We start from the raw sequence: 14,601 nt of genomic DNA, 5'->3' as shown, positions 1-14,601 counted from the left end.
ACATCCGCCGCCTGCTCGGCCTGCGCGCGCGGGCCGTTCCGTCGCGCGGCATGATCGCGACGTTTGCCCCGGAAGACGGCACGACGCCGGACCGACCCGCGGTTCCCCCGCGCGTCCGGGGACTGCAGGCGCCGCCGTCCCGCGCACCCGCTTCCGGCGACCGCCACCTGCCCGGCGACGAGATCGCGCCCGGCCTGCGCTACCTCGAATCGCGCCACGACGCGCCGCCGCTGCCGCCGTCGGTGGACGCCTCGTTCGCGAAGGACTTCGGCGCCGTCGCCCGCGACGACCTGCTCTGCTTCGACACCGAAACCACCGGCCTGGCCGGCGGCACCGGCACCCGCGCCTTCATGATCGGCGCCTCCGACGTCGTCGACGGCCAGCTGCGCATCCGCCAGCTGCTGACCACGACGATGGCGGCCGAAGAGGCGATGCTGAACTGTTTCGCGGACTGGCTGACGCCGCGCACGGTGCTGGTGAGCTACAACGGCCGCAGCTACGACGCGCCCCTGCTCAAGACCCGCTACCGGCTGGCGCGCCTGCCCTGCCCGATCGCGCCGCTGGCGCACCTGGACCTGCTGCATCCGGTGCGCCGCCGCTACCGCGGCCAGTGGGAGAACTGCCGCCTGGGCACGGTCGAGCGCCGGCTGCTGCAGGTGCTGCGCGAAGATGACCTGCCCGGCAGCGAGGCGCCGCGCGCCTGGCGCGACTACCTTCAGGGCGGCGCCGCCACCGACCTGCGCCGCGTGCTCGCCCACAACCACACCGACGTGCGCAGTCTAATGGACCTGCTGGCGGTGCTGGCCACGCCCGGGAGATGATCGTGCACCCGCCAACGACGCGCACGACATGGCCGACGCTTTCAAGAATCTGATCAATCCCGCGCTGGTGCGCGCCTGCGGCGAGCATCTGCAGCGCCGCTGGCGCGACTTCGACCGCCGTGGCTTCGAGCGCCTCGCGCTGCGCGGCCTGGCGGACCTGGAGATGAAGGCGCGGGCGATGCAGATCGCCGACGCGCTCGAGGCCACGCTGCCGGAGGACTTCGACCGCGCCGCCGGCCTGATCGAATCGGCGCTCGCGCCGGCCGCCACCGGCGATTCGCTCGACTTCCGCAGCACCGAGACCGGCCTGGCCGGCTGGATCGGCTGGCCGCTGGGCGAATTCCTCGCCCGCCGCGGCCAGGCCGAGCCCGAACGCGGCCTGCGCGCCCTGCATGCCCTGACCCAGCGCTTCACCGGCGAGTTCGCGATCCGGCCCTATCTGGTGAACCACTTCGACCTGACGCTGCGCACGCTGTCGGGCTGGACCGGCGACCGCAGCGCGCACGTGCGCCGCCTGGTCAGCGAAGGCAGTCGGCCGCGCCTGCCCTGGGGCCTGCAGATCAAGGCGCTGATCACCGACCCCACGCCGACGCTGCCGCTGCTGCGCGCGCTGCAGGACGACGGCAGCGAGTACGTGCGGCGCAGCGTCGCCAACCATCTCAACGACATCGCCAAGGACCATCCCGGCGTGGTCGCGGACTGGCTGGAAACCCATCTGCCCGACGCGACACCGGAGCGGCGCGCACTGCTGAAACACGCCAGCCGCACCCTGGTGAAAAAAGGCGATGGCCGCGTGCTGGCCGCCTGGGGCCTGGGCGCCCCCTTCCGCGGCGAGGCAACGCTGGCGATCACGCCGCGGCGCGTCGCGGTCGGCGGCGCGGTCGCGCTGCAGCTCACCCTGGTGTCCACTAGCGCGAAGCCGCAGCTGCTTGCGATCGACTACGTGGTGCACCACGTCAAGGCCAACGGCAGCACCTCGCCCAAGGTCTTCAAGGGCTGGCAGCTCACGCTGGCGCCGCGCGAGACCCGTGCGCTGGCGAAGACCCATTCGCTCAAGCCCATCACCACCCGCGTCTATTACCCGGGCGAGCACCGCGTGGACGTGCAGGCGAACGGCAAGGTCGTCGCCTCGGCCAGCTTCGTGCTGCGCAGATGAAAACCCCTCCCCGCGGCGCGGGGAGGGGTCGGGGTCACGCCCTCGTCGGCGCGTCGCTCAGGGGCACTGGCCCTGGAACACGCAGGCCACCCACTCCGGATGGTCGATGAAGGGATTGCGGTTGCCCTGGTAGCTGAAGACGGCCTCGTTGCGCAGGCGCTCCTTGTCGTCGACCGGGTCTTCGGCATGCCACTGCAGCAGGTCCGACAGCAGGCCCATGTAGGCGACGTTGAGGTTGCTGCTGGAGGCGTTGATCAGGCCCGGGTCGTCGGTGAGCACCAGGTCCGGCTCGGCCACGCCGGTGACGCCGTGGGTGCCGCCGGCGTAGCGCACGTCCATGTACAGCACCGCGCGCGCGACGTCGCCCTTGCGGTCGCCCCAGGTCTGCCAGTTCAGCGTGTCGTACCAGTTCGAATTGCCCGGGAACACGCCGCTGCCGCCGCCCTCGCCGTTGTTGGCGACGGTCACCCGCTCGGTGCAGCCGGCCAGGCAATCGGCATAGGGCTTGTTGCCGCGCGAGCTGTTGTAGCCCGAATCCGACAGGAACAGCATGTGGGTGTCGGTGTACGGGTAGTTGCCGCTGCCGTCGTTGGTGAAGCCGTAGCTCTTGGGCCAGGTGTGCTCGCGGTTGTATTCGGTGTTGCCGGCGCCGTATTTCTGGTAGCTGGCGTTGCGGTACACATCGAGGATGCGGCCCGGGTTGTTCGGGTCCTCGTCGGCGAACTCGAGCACGTCCCAGGTGTCGGTGGCGGTGCTGGACGAATACGGGATCTTGACGTGGTCGTCGATGATCGCGTGCAGGCTGGCGCGCAGCGCGGACGCGCTGCTGTCGTCGGCCGTGCCGTAGTAGTCGCCGCCCGGCACCGAGGCCGTGGTGAACACCGTGCTGTAGTTCGCCGCCATCGGCGTCGCGGCCCCGTCGAGGTCGGTGACCTTCGCAGCCACCACCTCGACCAGGCAGTCCTCCAGCCCGGCCAGGTTCGACGTCGGATCGGCGGTGAACACCGTCGGGCCGCCGCTCACCGTCAATGCGACATTGCCGCTGGTGTCGCAGCCCAGGGTGATGGCGCCGGCGGCGAGGCTGACCGGCTCCGAGAAGGTCACGCTCAGGTTCGTGTCCAGCGGTACCGCCGAACTGCCGTTGGCCGGCGAACTGGCCGTGACCGTCGGCGCCAGGTCGGGCACCGGGAACGTCTGGCCGGCATTGCAGGTGCCGAAGCTGCTGGCCGAGGCCGCCGACCAGGTGAAGTTCGCATAGGCCGTGCCCGTGCCCTTGAGCTGCAGCGAGTGCCCGACCGCGGTGGCTTCGGTTTCCGACACCGGCAGGTTCACCGAGGTCTTGTTGCGCGCCGGGCCGTCGGCCGCCTTGAAGCTGCCTTCGTAGCTGAGGAACTGCACGGCCACGCCGGAGGCGTTGACCAGGGCCACGCCATCCGGCGCGCCGTTCTGCAGGCCGGCGGCGTCGACGCTGACGAAGCCGTAGGCGCCGCAGGTGCTGCCCAGGGTGCCCGAGAGCGTGCGGGTGGCGTACACCTTGCGGTCGGCGCCGTTGTAGAGGTGCAGCGACCAGCCGGCCAGCGAGCTGCCGGCGTCGCCGGCGACCTCGATGCGTTCGCCGGTGTCGGTGCCGGCGTTGTCGTAGTGGATTTCGTTGATCCAGACGCCGGCGCTGGCCAGGCCCGGGCAAAACATCAGCAGCGCGGGCGCAAGCCCACGGAACAGGGTGGTCATGTACGTCTTCTCCCCAGAGGACGGTAGGAATTTTCCCCGGGGCACCTTACCGCAATGTGACGGCCGTCACTCTTGCGCCGCAGCAAGCCGCTCCGCGGCTCAGTAGGGCGTGTCGAAGGAATACTGCCCCGACACCGGCACGTAGACCGCGCCACCGGCCTGGTAGCCGTCGATGTCCGCCACCGCGCCGGCTTCACGGTTCACATTGCCCCAGCGGCCGCCCGCCGGCGCGACATTGGCCCAGAACATGCCATCGGCGTCGAGCGTGGGCGGCTCGGGCTCGTACATGAACTGCGGGCCCGGCATGGTGCCGCGCTCTTCGCTGAAGGCCTTGGCGCGGCGTTCGACTTCGCTCAGGTTCACCGTGTAGTCGATCACCACCGTCTGGCCGATGCGCGGCTGCGAGGCGTTGCGCTGCTCGACCACTTCGCCCACCAGGGTCACACGACGCACGCGGTCACCGTTGATGTCGAGGACCTGCACGATGCGGCTGGTCTCGCGCACGCGCATCTGGTCGGGCACGTTGCGGGTGAACTCGGCGGGATTGATCGCGGCGCGCACCGGCAGCGCGAGCGAGGTGGCCAGGGCGAACAGCAGCAGCAGGCGCATGGGAACTCCGGGGTCGGGTGGCGGCGGGCTCGGTCCGGAATATAACAACGGCCGGCGCGGCGGAACGGGGCTGCAGCCTGCCGGACCCGCGCCCCACGCCACGCCGCTTGCCGCGACGCGCCATGCCCGGCACATCGTCTCTCGGCTAGGCTAGGTCCCGCCCACCGGAGACCGCCCATGCCCGCCGACCGCTACCGCCTGTACTCGGACGCCGACCTGCAGACCGTGGTGGACGACATGGCGCGCCAGGCCGCGACCCTGCTCGACGCCACGCCGACGGTGCTGCTGGGCATGCTGCGCCGCGGCGTGCCGCTGGCCGACCGGATGCTGGCGCGGATGCGCGTGCACGCACCCTGGGCCGAGATCGCGCGCCTGGACCTGAAGGTCAAGCGCTACGCCGACAACCTCGAGCTGCTGCACCCGGACACGGCGCTGGAGGCGCCCGCCAACGCCAACCTGATCGGCCGCCGGGTGATCGTGGTGGACGACGTGCTCTACCAGGGCCATTCGCTGTTCCGGGTGTTCGAATGGCTCAACACCCAGAAGCCCGCGTATGTGCATGCCGCCGTGCTGGTCGACCGCCAGCGGCACAAGCTGCCGGTGCGCGCCGACATCGTCGGCGTGACGCTGAAGATCGCGCCCGACGACGTGATCGAGTGCAACGTGCCGCCCTACGAGGCCGAGTTCGCGGTGGACCTGTGGCGGCCGGGAGCGGGCGCCGCACCCTGACGCCGCCGCGGGACCGGAATGAAAACGGCCGGGCCCGAAGGCCCGGCCGTGACCGGCGAACAAGCGCGCCGGGAAACGGTCAGCGGACGACGCGCAGGCCGTCGGCTTCCACGCGCAGCACGCCGCGGGTGGCGGCGGCGATGCGGATCGCAGCCAGGCGCGCGGTGGAGGTGCCGGTGGTGCCGGTGAGGGTGACCACGTTCGCGTTGGTATCCACGTCGATCTTCATGCCGGCGACCGATGTGTCGGCCAGCAGCTGGGCCTTGACCTTGCTGGTGATCCAGGCGTCGTCGATGCCGTCGCCCGATTCGTCCATCGCTTCGCGTACGTCGCCCGAGGCGGTCGCGGTGTCGGCATCCTGGCGGCGCTCGCTGTCGTCGGTGGCGACCACCAGGCGGTTGTCGACGCGGCGCACGCCGTCGGCGCTGCCGGCGACCAGACTGGCCGCGCGCTTGGCGGCCTGGCTGTCGGCGCCGCCGCGCAGGGTCACCAGGCCCTGGCTGGTATTGACGTTGATGTCGAAGCCCTTGGTGCGCTCGTCGGCGAGCAACATGGATTTGACCGAAGCGGTGATGCTGGCGTCGTCGAGCGTGGTGGCGAGGTTGCGCTTGGCGCCGGCATTGTCGTCGGTGTTCATGCACGCGCCCAGGCTGGCGGCGATGGCGAACGCGAGCAGCGTGCGGGTGAGGATCTTCATGGGGATTCCTTGGAGGAAGCGGATCGCTGCGGGGCAGCGCGCGGCCGGACGGCCTGGTGGCGACGGAGCCGGAGGTACCCACGGAGCGTCACGCCTGACCGGAGGCTGCGCGCCGGCGACCCAACGCAGCATGAAGCGCGGCGCGGCTATGTGCGCTGGCGCACGAACGGCGTCGGCGGCCTCGGCGGGGCGCTCAGGGCCGCGCGTCGCGCGAATACAGGTCGATGATGTCTTCCACCGCGTCCCGGCAGACGTGGCAGAAGGCCTCGCTGCGGGTGAACATCAGGCACTGCATCTGCGGCCGGTAGTAGCCGGTGGCCTCATAGTTGGCGCCCTCGAAGGCGCCGATCGCCGCGGCCTGCGGCTGGCCTTCGAACAGGCCCTCCACGTGCGCCTGCTCGGCGGTGAACAGCGCGCTCATCTCGCTTTCCGGACGCCGGTCGGCGCGCAGTTTGGCGCGCCGGGCCTGGTTCTCGCGCTGGAAGGCCTCGAAGTCGGTCTTCGGCCAGGGCGTGGGCAGGGGCGCGGCGGGCGTCATGCGCTCGCGCCATTTCAGCTGCGCCGGGTCGAGCAGGGCGGTGACGTTCGGTTCCCAGGGCTCGACCCGGGTCGCCGGTGCGGCGGCATAGGCCACCGGCGAGGTGTAGTACTCGTCCGCCAGGCCGGCGAAGTTGTGGCCGAACTCGTGCACGAACAGGTAGTTCGCCCAGTCGCTGTCGGCGGCCACCGTGCTGAAAATGCCGAAGATGCCGCCGCCGCCATACGTCTCGCTGTTGAACAGGATCTGCACCACGTCGTAGGGCGCGTGCTGGGCCAGTTCGCGCCAGGCGCGGTTGTCGAGCGTGAGCGCATAACGCTCGCTGCCGAAGATGTCGTAGCGCACGCCCAGGGTGCTGGCGCGGTGGGTATCGGTGGACGGGCGGCTGACGCCCGAGACCGGCACCGGCACGGTCAGCGCCCAGACGTTGAAGTCGCCGGCGCGCTCCTTGAACGGCGACACCGTGAACAGGTAGGCGACCAGGCGGCGCGCATCGGCCTCGAACTTCTCCAGCTCGTCGGCCGCGTAACCGTCGCCAAGCAGCAGCAGGTCCACCTTCTGCGGCGAAGGGCCGCTGCGGTGGATGGCGATCGGCGCCGCCGGCGCCGGCGCGGCGACCCGTTCGACGTCGAGCGCCTTCGGGTCCACCGTGGTTTCCCACACCGGCGCGAAGGCGTTGGCGGCGTCGCGCGCCGAGATGCGCACCGTCACCGTGGCCTCGGGCATCGGGAAGCGCAGGGATTCCTGGAAGCTGCGCTCGGTCCTGGCGGCTTCGTCGGTGCCGCGCCATTCGCCGAAGATCGTGCTGTAGCCCCGCGAGTAGATGAGCTTGCCGGTGCCGGGATCGATCACTTCGAAGCGGTGCGTGCCGCGGTTGCTGTCGTCGATCGGGCGGGCGGGATTGCCGGGCCAGGGCAGCGGCTCCACCACCACGCGCTCGATCGCGTAGTGCTCGCTGCGGGCGTCGCCGCCGTGCTGTAGGTCCACGCGCAGCGTGGCGGACTGGGCGGAGCCCAGGCCCGACCACAGGCAGGCCAGGGCGAACAGGATCCGGTGGCAGGTCATGGCGGTCTCCGTGCGCGGACTGGGGGCGAGTCTCGCACGGCCGGCACAAACAGAAACGGCCGGACCCGAAGGTCCGGCCGCCGCTGTCCACTCTGACGTGGATTGGCGCGGTGCGCCGTCCGGTCAGTCCACCGGACGGTGCGGGCGCTTACTGCTTCACCAGCAGCTGGTCGGCGACGACCTTCTGCACGCCGTTGGTGCCGGCCGCGATGCGGATCGCGGCGTCCTTGGCGGCCTGGCTCTCGGCGGTGCCGGTGAGCGTGACCACGTTGGCCTTGGTGTCGACGTCGATCTGCGTGCCCTTCACCGCGGCGTCGGCCAGCAGCTGGGTCTTCACCTTGCTGGTGATCCAGGCGTCGTCGATGCCGTCGCCGGCTTCGTCCAGCTTCTCGCGCACCTCGCCCGAGGCGGTGGCGGTGTCGGCGTCCTGGCGGGCCTCGCTGTCGTCGGGGGCGACGACCAGCTCGTTCTTGATCAGCACCACGCCCTCGGCCTGCCCGGCCACTTCCTGGGCGGCCTGCTTGGCGGCCTGGCTGTCGGCGCCACCGCGCAGGGTGACCACGCCCTTCATGGTGTCGACGTTGATGTCGAAACCCTTGGTGCGCTCGTCGGCGAGCAGCTTGGTCTTGATCGACGCGGTGATGGCGGCGTCATCGATCGCCTGGGCCGCGGTGCGTTCCGGGGCCGCGGTGTCTTCGGCGAAGACCGGGGAGGCGCCCAGGCCAAGGCACAGGGCGGTGGCGAGCAGGGAAGTCTTCATCGCGTTCATGGGGTTTCTCCTTGCGAACGTTTGGGGGGTCGGCCTCGCGGCCTGGCTCCGGGCGGGATTCGATTCCCATCAGCACGGCCCGTGAAGCGTGGGGCGAGGTTGGCCCCGCCCAGCGCAACGAATCCTGAAGCGCTTGTTTGAAATCCGTTAGCGGCCTGGCGAAATCGCCCGCAGAACCAAGCAGGGCGCGGGTTTCAGAAACCTGAACGGCCTGGCAACCCCGCTTCCGGGCGGAGCGGCAGGTGAAGAAATGACTCCACCAATGGAGTAAGCTCGAACCGTTCTCCATTCAAGGAGCCCCGCATGAGCGCACGCACCGCCCCCTCCACTCCCCCGGCCCCCGATCTCGGCGGCCCGGCCCTGCGCGCCTTCTTCCGCATCGCCCAGGCCTGGGGGCTGAAGTCGGCCGAGGCCCGGCGCCTGCTGGGCGATCCGCCCGAGTCCACCTTCTACAAGTGGAAGAAACAGCAGGACGGCGCGCCCGGCCGCGACGTGATCGAACGCATCAGCTACGTGCTGGGCATCTTCAAGGCGCTGGAGCTGCTGTTCCCCGATCCCACGCGCGCCGATGCCTGGATCCGCAAGCCCAATGCCGCCCTGCCCTTCGGCGGCCGTTCGGCGCTGGAGCGCATGCTGTCGGGCAACGTCGCCGACCTGTACGTCGTGCGCAGCTATCTGGACGCGCAGCGCGGATGGCAGTGAGCAAACTGCCGCCGCGGCGCCAGGTCAGCTGGCCCGAGGCCTGGCGCATCGTGCCCAGCCGGTTTCCGCCGCGCGGCGTGTTCGACCGCATCGCCACGCCGGAAGACCTGGAAGCGCTGTTCGCGATCGAATCGCTGACCAATGCCCGCCTGCGCGAGGAGCTGGGCCAGCTGGACCTGGTGCCGCGCGCGCGCCGCATCAGCGGCCCGGGCACGCAGCCGATCATGGCCGCCTTCACCCACCTCAACCCCGACGGCAGCCGCTTCAGCGACGGCAGCTACGGCGTGTTCTACGCCGCGCGTTCGCTCGACACCGCCGTCGCCGAAACCATGCACCACCGCGCGAAGTTCATGGCCGCCACCCGGGAACCGGCGATGAAGCTGGAGATGCGCTGCTACCGCACTGCCGTGGACGGCCGCCTGCACGACCTGCGCAAGGGCTGGCCGGCGATGCTCGACCCCGACGACTACCGCGCGCCGCAGGCGCTGGCGCGCGAGCTGCGCGCGGCCGGCTCCGACGGCGTGGTCTACCCCAGCGTGCGGCACGAAGGCGGCGAATGCGTCGGCCTCTTCTATCCCGACCTGCTCAAGCCCTGCGTACAGGCCCAGCACCTGATCTACAGCTGGGACGGCCGCCGCATACAGGCCGAATACGCGGTGGCGACGCTGCAGACGTCGGGCTGAGCGGCTAGTTCCACATCGAAGGATCGAAGGCCAGCGGCACGGCGCGGTGGCCCTCGGGCACGGTCTCGTCCAATGTTTCCGCACAGTTTTCGCTGGTCGCGCGCCCGGCGGCCGCCATCAGCGTCTGGCCAAGGGTCCGGGTGGAGGCCTGGCTTCCGTCGCCGACGTCCACCACGATCTGCCGATCGTGGCAGGCGCCGGTGCTGCGCACCTGCACCGCGGGCACCAGCGTCAGCATCGCCAGGTTGGCCAGCCGCTGGAAGTTCTCGTCCGCGACGTGCTGCGGCGAGGCGCTGACGCGCCCCTTGTACAGGTACAGACCCCGGTAGAAGAGGAACGCGAGCGAGTTCTGGGCTTCGCCCTGGAAGCGCAGGCTCATCGGCAGGCGCCGCCCCCGTCCCTCGACCGACTCCGGTACCGCACCGATCACCTGCGCCACCAGCGCGTCCTTGTCCGCCTTGTCGTCCGTGTCGGCGGCGGCGGCGGGACGCAGCGAGCCGTCCTCCGGGTCCACCTGGGCCAGGTCGAACGCCGTCTCCTCGCCGAACACCAGGTCGGTGTAAGCGCCTTGCTTCGCCGCGTCTTCGATCGAGGCGCGCAGGCCGGCCATCGCATCGGCGACCACCGCGTCGCGGTCCAGCCGCCCGGCCGGATAGACGAACAGGTCGAGGCGGACTTCCGGGAAATCCGGGTGCACGTAGCGCAGGCCAACGCCCGACTGCGGCTGGCCCGGATAGTCGTTCGCCTTCTGCAGCACGAATTCCCCCACCTGCTCCGGCGCGAGCACGAGGCTGCGCTCGATGAAGGGGCGCGCGTCCCCCGCGGGCGCATCCCCCGTCGCGTCGGCCGGTACGTCGGCGGACGATTCCGGCGAGGCGGCCTTGTCCAGCTTCTTCGCCATCGCCGGCGCCGGAGCCAGCAATAGCAGCAGCGCGCCGCAGAGGATCGAGCTTCGGAACATCGGCGGACCTCCAATGGGCATCGCCCGGTCGGCCGAGGATATCGGCCTCAATCGCCGGCGTGGAAGCGCACGACGTGGCGCTGGCCGTGCACCATCGGTTCGACCGTGTAGCGGCCGTGTTCGGACAGCACCCGGTCGCGCACCGCGGGCAGTGGCTGCAGCGGCGGCAGGTGCGGCGCGTAGGGCGAGAACTCCAGCTCGATGCGCAGGTCCACCGGCCGGCCCTCGGCCTCGGCTTCGCCGACGTGCAACTGCAGGCCGAAGCGGCGCACGGTCTCGAGCCGCACCGCCTCGCGCACCAGGGCCTGGCAGATCCGGTAGGTCGTGGTGCGGGCATCGTCGTCCAGCCCGTCCACCGGACCGCCGAAGCCGGTCTCGAAGCTGATGCCGGCGTCGTCGAGCATCTCGCGCAGCGGCCCGCCGTCGAGCGCGCGGCGCAGGCCGTGGCTGTCGAGCATCGGCGGCCGCAGCTGGCGCAGGGCGCGGCGCAGGCTGTCCTGGATCTCGCGCACCTGTTCGCGCAGCGATTCCAGGAAGCGCGTGCCCTGCTCGTCGCGCACGTCGCGGAAGGCCAGGCTGATGCGCGTTCCGAGCGCGTGGATGGCGTGGCCCAGCTCGTAGTCGAGCTCGTTGGCGAGCTCGCGCTGGCCCTGCTCCTCGATGCGCACCAGGCGCTGGCTGATCAGCCGCAGCTCGCCGGCCAGCGTGCCCAGTTCTTCGTTCTTGGCGGCAAGCTCCTGGTGCCGCTGCGCCAGCGCTTCGTGGCTCAGGCGCAATGCGGTGCTGGCGGCGCCCAGCACCAGGGCGCCGGCGCCGACCACGGACAGCACCAGCTGCAGCATGGTCACGCTGACGGTGACCAGGCCGCCCTGCACCAGGATCTGGATCACCGCGCCCAGGGCCGCGGTGCCGATCGCCGCACCTTCCCAGCCGTGCCGGAAACCGAGGAAAAACAGCGGCGCGAACGCCAGCAGCAGCACGTAGGCCGCCAGCCCGCCATAGGCCTGCAGCAGCATGAACACCGCCAGCGCACCGACCAGGACCAGGCCCAGGTCCCGCCACAGGCCGGGATGCCGCCGGCTGTGCAGCAGGCCGTGCAGGCCGGCCATCAGCAGCGGCGCCGCGACGATCTGCCCGATCAGGTCGCCGTAGAGGAAGGCGAACACGCTCACCAGCGAGTCGGCCATGCTCATCGGCACCGTCACCAGGAACAGCCACAGCAGCGGCGACACGCCGGCGGCGGCCAGCAGGCCCGCCAGCAGGAAGACGATCATCCGGGTCGGGCTGTCGAAGGCCGGTGCCGGCTCCGGCCCCCGGAACACGTAGACCACCGCGGCGTAAATCAGCCAGGGCGCGACGCAGACCGCCAGGAAGGTGGTGGAGAACAGCGCGTAGCCCAGGACCAGGGACTTGGTGGCCTGGGCGCCGATCTCGGCGGCCGCCAGCCAGCCCCAGCGCCGCGTCGGCACCAGCCACAGCAGGGCCAGGCGCAGGCCCGCGGGCAGGAACCACAGCTGGGCCGACAGCTGCTCCAGCGCCAGCCAGGCCAGCAGGGCCAACAGGGCAATGGCGGCCCAGTGCCCGCGCCGGCCGGGTGCGGAATCCTGCAGCAACGCCAGTGCGTGCGAAACCATGCCTTCGCCTGTTTCCCCTGGGGCCGGCGAGCCCGTGCCCAGCATGGCACCGGAGGCGGGCGTGAAGAAAGGGCGGCGTGGCGCCTTCCGCGGGCCGCGCGGGGCCGATATAATCGCGCCCTTCGAATCCAGGGGCTCCGGCCCGCCGTCCAGGTACGACAGTGCGCAACCACGATCTGGTCTTCCTCAAGCATTTCTCCCAGGTCATCGCGATCCTGGTCGGCATCACGATCGCCCTGATCGGCCTGGGCATCTACATCAACAACCAGCTCGAGCCGGAGCCCAACCCGGTGGCCGAGCGCGCCACGGAAGCCCGCATCCAGCCGGTCGGCGGCGTCTACGCCGGCTCCACCGGTGCCGCCGCGCAGGCCGCCGCCAAGGCCGCCGCGGCCGAAGCTGCCAAGGGCCAGGTCGCCTACGAGGGCACGCTGGACGGCGCGGTGATCTACAACGCCCTCTGCGGCGCCTGCCACACCGCCGGTGCCGGCGGCGCCCCGAAGCTGGAGAAGGCCGCCTGGGCCGCCCGCATCGCCCAGGGCGCCGAGACCCTGCACAAGCACGCGATCGAGGGTTACCAGGGCGCCGCGGGCATCATGCCGGCCAAGGGCGGCAACCCGGCCCTGACGGACGAGCAGGTCATCGCCACCGTCGACTGGATGGTCGAGAACCTCAAGTAAGCTTGGGCCACGCCCATCCCGCCAACGCCGCCTCCGGGCGGCGTTGCCGTTTCCGGAGTCCAGAAATGCGTCTTTGCCTGCTGATCGCCGCCAGCCTGCTGGCCACCGCCTGCGAGGCGCCGGGCGCCACCGCCGCGCCACCCGCTGATGGCCTGCGCCCGATCGGCGCGGTCCAGGGCAGCGGGCCGCGCAGCCCGCTCGATGGCCAGCCGGTGGTGGTCGAGGGGGTGGTCGTCGGCGCATTCGCGGGCCTCGGCGGCGCCTTCCTGCAGTCGGAAACCGAGGACGGCGACCCGGCAACCGCCGAGGGCCTGTTCCTCGACTTCGGCGCCTCGGCGCTGGCCCGACCCCAGGTCGGGGACCGGGTGCGCGTCACCGGCATCGTGTTCGAAGGCGGCCAGGGCGAGGGCACGCTGACCTCGCTGCAGGTCGGCGCCATCGAGAGGCTGGGCCAGGGCCAGGTGATCGCCACGACCCTGGCCGACGCCCCCGCCACCGCCGCCGACTGGGAACGCTACGAAGGCATGCGGCTGTCGATCACCGGGCCGCTGACCATTTCCGGCAACGACCTGGCGCGCTTCGGCGAGCTCACCACCAGCTTCGGCGGCCGCCTCTACACGCCCACCGAACTGGCGCCGCCCGGCGCCGGGGCGCAGGCGATCGCCGAAGACAACACGCGCCGCATGCTGCGCCTTGACGACGGCGTCGCCGAACAGAATCCGAAGACCGTGGCCTACCTGCCCGCCGCGCCCAGCGACGAAGCGCCGCTGCGCACCGGCAGCACGCTCACCGGCGTGCAGGGCGTGCTCGACCAGCGTTTCGGCAGCTACCGCCTGCAGCTCACCGAACAGATCGGCAGCATCGAGCAGGCGCCGCGCCCGGCCGCGCCCAGCGTGCCCGGTGATCGCCGCATCGCCGGCTTCAACGTGCTCAACCTGTTCAACGGCGACGGCCAGGGCGGCGGCTTCCCGACCGAACGCGGCGCGCAGACGCCGGAACAGTACGCGCGCCAGCAGGCGAAACTGGTGGCGGTCGTGCAGGCGCTCGACCCCGACCTGGCGGCGCTGATGGAGCTGGAGAACGACGGCTACGGTCCCGAGTCCTCGCTCGCGCAGTTCGTCGCCGCGCTCAATGCCGCCGGTCCGCATGCCGACTGGCGCTATGTCGACGCCGGCGAAGGCCCGGGCACCAATCCCATCCGCGTCGGCATCGTCTACCGCGCCAGCCGCTTCACCGCGGTGGGCGCGCCGGCGACGCTGGCCGAAGGCCCCTTCGCCGACCGCAGCCGCGCGCCGCTGGTACAGGCCTTCCGCGCCGGCGACGGCCCGGTGTTCGTGGTCGCCGCCAACCACTTCAAGTCCAAGGGCTGCGGCGAAGCGAGCGGCGGCGACGCCGACCTGGGCGACGGCCAGGCCTGCTACAACGCGACGCGCGTGGACTCGGCGCGCCGCCTGCACGACTGGCTGGCCACCGACCCGACCGGCACCGGCGCCACCGGGGCGCTGGTGATCGGCGACCTCAACGCCCACGCCGAGGAAGACCCGCTGCGCCTGCTGCGCGAAAGGGGCTGGCAGGACGCCTTCGTGCTGGCCGGTGCCGACAAGCCCTATTCCTATGTCTGGGGCGGCCAGTCGGCGCGCCTGGACCACGCCCTGCTCGACGCCGGCCTGGCCGCGCGCCTGCGCGGAGCCGCCGAATGGCATATCAACAGCGACGAAGCCGAGGCCTTCGACTACCGCCGCGACGCCCCCGCCAGCCCCTGGCGCGCCTCCGACCACGACCCGATGCTGCTCGGCCTCGACCTGGCCCGCCCCGGGCTATGATCGCGC

At 71.3% G+C, this 14,601-nt stretch carries 14 protein-coding genes; 7 read left to right on the top strand and 7 right to left on the bottom strand.

The window, feature by feature from the left end; genetic code table 11:
* Nucleotides 1-50 precede the first annotated feature (50 nt).
* Together E1B00_RS14890 and E1B00_RS14885 are read left to right on the top strand one after the other, a co-directional pair.
* Entirely contained in the window at nucleotides 51-821 is a 771-nt protein-coding gene (locus tag E1B00_RS14890; RefSeq protein WP_425456524.1) for a ribonuclease H-like domain-containing protein, read from the top strand.
* A 28-nt stretch (nucleotides 822-849) separates the two neighbouring features.
* Nucleotides 850-1,977, top strand: a complete 1,128-nt coding sequence (locus tag E1B00_RS14885) for a DNA alkylation repair protein (protein ID WP_139450255.1) — start codon at nucleotides 850-852, stop codon at nucleotides 1,975-1,977.
* A 57-nt stretch (nucleotides 1,978-2,034) separates the two neighbouring features.
* Here E1B00_RS14885 and E1B00_RS14880 read toward each other — a convergent pair whose 3' ends face one another.
* Together E1B00_RS14880 and E1B00_RS14875 are read right to left on the bottom strand one after the other, a co-directional pair.
* Nucleotides 2,035-3,708 (bottom strand): endonuclease, encoded by a 1,674-nt coding sequence (locus E1B00_RS14880; protein ID WP_139450253.1) that lies wholly within the window; start codon nucleotides 3,706-3,708, stop codon nucleotides 2,035-2,037.
* Between the two features lie 99 nt (nucleotides 3,709-3,807).
* Nucleotides 3,808-4,317, bottom strand: a complete 510-nt coding sequence (locus E1B00_RS14875) for a hypothetical protein (RefSeq protein ID WP_139450251.1) — start codon at nucleotides 4,315-4,317, stop codon at nucleotides 3,808-3,810.
* A gap of 177 nt (nucleotides 4,318-4,494) precedes the next feature.
* Between E1B00_RS14875 and E1B00_RS14870 the strand changes: the two genes are divergently transcribed.
* On the top strand, nucleotides 4,495-5,046 hold the full coding sequence (locus E1B00_RS14870) for a phosphoribosyltransferase family protein (protein ID WP_139450250.1): 552 nt from the start codon (nucleotides 4,495-4,497) through the stop codon (nucleotides 5,044-5,046).
* 79 nt (nucleotides 5,047-5,125) lie between these two features.
* Here E1B00_RS14870 and E1B00_RS14865 read toward each other — a convergent pair whose 3' ends face one another.
* The 3 genes from E1B00_RS14865 to E1B00_RS14855 all read right to left on the bottom strand — a co-directional run bounded on the left by E1B00_RS14865 (nucleotide 5,126) and on the right by E1B00_RS14855 (nucleotide 8,115).
* Nucleotides 5,126-5,743: a BON domain-containing protein gene (locus E1B00_RS14865; RefSeq protein WP_176693286.1), complete on the bottom strand. Its 618-nt coding sequence runs from the start codon at nucleotides 5,741-5,743 to the stop codon at nucleotides 5,126-5,128.
* A gap of 193 nt (nucleotides 5,744-5,936) precedes the next feature.
* Nucleotides 5,937-7,346 (bottom strand): M64 family metallopeptidase, encoded by a 1,410-nt coding sequence (locus E1B00_RS14860; protein WP_139450246.1) that lies wholly within the window; start codon nucleotides 7,344-7,346, stop codon nucleotides 5,937-5,939.
* 148 nt (nucleotides 7,347-7,494) lie between these two features.
* Nucleotides 7,495-8,115: a BON domain-containing protein gene (locus E1B00_RS14855; RefSeq protein WP_139450244.1), complete on the bottom strand. Its 621-nt coding sequence runs from the start codon at nucleotides 8,113-8,115 to the stop codon at nucleotides 7,495-7,497.
* Nucleotides 8,116-8,418: 303 nt separating this feature from the next.
* On the opposite strand from E1B00_RS14855, the gene E1B00_RS14850 reads away from it, so the two are divergent.
* Both E1B00_RS14850 and E1B00_RS14845 read left to right on the top strand, forming a co-directional pair.
* Nucleotides 8,419-8,817 carry an MbcA/ParS/Xre antitoxin family protein gene (locus E1B00_RS14850; RefSeq protein WP_139450242.1) on the top strand — a complete coding sequence of 133 codons (399 nt, stop codon included), beginning with the start codon at nucleotides 8,419-8,421 and terminating at the stop codon, nucleotides 8,815-8,817.
* On the top strand, nucleotides 8,808-9,500 hold the full coding sequence (locus E1B00_RS14845; protein WP_139450240.1) for an RES family NAD+ phosphorylase: 693 nt from the start codon (nucleotides 8,808-8,810) through the stop codon (nucleotides 9,498-9,500). Before E1B00_RS14850 ends, E1B00_RS14845 begins: the two co-directional genes overlap by 10 nt.
* Before the next feature lie 4 nt (nucleotides 9,501-9,504).
* Here E1B00_RS14845 and E1B00_RS14840 read toward each other — a convergent pair whose 3' ends face one another.
* Both E1B00_RS14840 and E1B00_RS14835 read right to left on the bottom strand, forming a co-directional pair.
* Complete coding sequence (locus E1B00_RS14840) at nucleotides 9,505-10,461, bottom strand: hypothetical protein (RefSeq protein ID WP_139450237.1); 957 nt, start codon at nucleotides 10,459-10,461, stop codon at nucleotides 9,505-9,507.
* A gap of 47 nt (nucleotides 10,462-10,508) precedes the next feature.
* Nucleotides 10,509-12,095: an MASE1 domain-containing protein gene (locus E1B00_RS14835; RefSeq protein ID WP_176693285.1), complete on the bottom strand. Its 1,587-nt coding sequence runs from the start codon at nucleotides 12,093-12,095 to the stop codon at nucleotides 10,509-10,511.
* A gap of 161 nt (nucleotides 12,096-12,256) precedes the next feature.
* Between E1B00_RS14835 and E1B00_RS14830 the strand changes: the two genes are divergently transcribed.
* Together E1B00_RS14830 and E1B00_RS14825 are read left to right on the top strand one after the other, a co-directional pair.
* The gene (locus E1B00_RS14830) at nucleotides 12,257-12,772 is read left to right on the top strand and encodes a c-type cytochrome (protein WP_139450234.1); all 516 of its coding nucleotides are present in this window, start codon (nucleotides 12,257-12,259) and stop codon (nucleotides 12,770-12,772) included.
* A 65-nt stretch (nucleotides 12,773-12,837) separates the two neighbouring features.
* On the top strand, nucleotides 12,838-14,595 hold the full coding sequence (locus E1B00_RS14825; RefSeq protein ID WP_139450231.1) for an ExeM/NucH family extracellular endonuclease: 1,758 nt from the start codon (nucleotides 12,838-12,840) through the stop codon (nucleotides 14,593-14,595).
* Nucleotides 14,596-14,601: the final 6 nt, after the last annotated feature.

The organism is Arenimonas terrae (assembly GCF_006265115.1).
Lineage (GTDB): Bacteria > Pseudomonadota > Gammaproteobacteria > Xanthomonadales > Xanthomonadaceae > Arenimonas > Arenimonas terrae.
The sequence above is the reverse complement of the archived record's forward strand: the minus strand, read 5'-3'. Positions and strand labels throughout refer to the sequence as shown.